The organism is Micromonospora maritima, from assembly GCF_902825405.1.
Taxonomy (GTDB): Bacteria; Actinomycetota; Actinomycetes; order Mycobacteriales; family Micromonosporaceae; genus Micromonospora; species Micromonospora maritima.
Genome location: NZ_CADEAU010000865.1, coordinates 1 through 1259 on the forward strand (window position 1 = coordinate 1; position 1259 = coordinate 1259).

Annotated in this window: 2 protein-coding genes; both read right to left on the bottom strand. The window is 74.6% G+C overall.

The annotated features are described in order from the left end of the window. Positions 1-447: 447 nt before the first annotated feature. Complete coding sequence (locus tag HUW36_RS33110) at positions 448-846, bottom strand: 6-pyruvoyl trahydropterin synthase family protein (protein ID WP_174531612.1); 399 nt, start codon at positions 844-846, stop codon at positions 448-450. Positions 847-848: 2 nt separating this feature from the next. Continuing rightward, on the bottom strand, positions 849-1259 hold a 411-nt coding region (locus HUW36_RS33115), incomplete at its 5' end, for an MDR/zinc-dependent alcohol dehydrogenase-like family protein (RefSeq protein WP_484502619.1).

Here is a 1259-nt window from a genome sequence, read left to right on the forward strand (position 1 = left end):
CGAGATCATGATGAGTGACTGGAGTTCAGACGTGTGCTCTTCCGATCTCGGTCGAGCAGCCGCCGGCGGGTCCAGTCGCTGGTGGCGACCACCGCGGTCGCCGCCGCCAGCGCCCGGCCCTCGGCGTCGTCCTCGATCGGCAGGTGCACCAGCACCACCAGGCGCAACCGGACGGCGTGCGGGGTGAGCACGTCCGGCACCGTCGAGGCGACCAGGCCGTCGAGCAGCACGACCGCGCCGTCCGGCAGCCCGCCGAGCAGGCCGGACAGCTCGGCCCGCTCGCGCTGACCCGGGTGCGGCCAGCCGCCCGGCACCGGGTGCTCGCGCACGGTCCAGCCGAGCGCGGCCAGTCCCCGGCAGGCGTGCCTGTCGTAGGCGTTGCCGCCACTGGGATTCGCCGGGTCGTCGACGTCACCCGGCAGCACCACGTGGACGGCGGTCATCCGGTCACAGCGACCGCTCGTAGCTCGCCCAGGCGACGTGCGACTCGTGCAGCGTGACGGTGATCCCGGCCAGCCCTCGCGCGCCCTCCCCCAGCCGTCCGGCGTGCACCGCGTCGGCGAGCCGGTCGGCCACGGTGCGGGCCAGCACCTCGGTGGTGGTGTTCACCCCGGCGAAGGCCGGCTCGTCGTCGAGGTTGCGGTAGGTCAGCTCGCCGAGCACGGCCCTGAGCTGGTCGGTCGCCAGCCCGATGTCGACCACGATCCCGTCGTCGTCCAGCTCGGCGCGGCGGAACGTGGCGTCGACGACGAACGTCGCGCCGTGCAGCCGCTGGGCCGGGCCGAAGACCTCGCCGCGGAAGCTGTGGGCGACCATCATGTGGTCCCGGACGGTCACGCTGAACACGTTCACTCCTCGCCGTAGGTGATGAGATGGCAGAGCGCCGGCAGCTCGCCCGAGGCGAGCCGGGCCAGCACGTCGGGCAGGTCGGTGAAGCGGGACCGGCCGGTGATCAGCGCGTCGAACGCGGGGTCGGCCAGCAGGTCCAGGGCCAGGGCGAGCCGGTCGGCGTAGCTGCGGTCGGCGCGCCGGGGCGACACGGTGCCGACCTGGCTGCTGCGGATGCCGAGCCGTCGGGCGTGGAACGCGCCACCGAGCGCGAGGGTGACCGGCCGGTCGCCGTACCAGCTCAGCTCCAGCACGGTGCCCTCCGGGCGGAGCAGCTCCAGGCCGCGTTGCAGCCCGTCGGCGGTGGCGCTGGCGTGCACCACCAGGTCGCGGTCGCCGGCCGCGTCGGCGGGCGCGGCGAAGTCGACGCC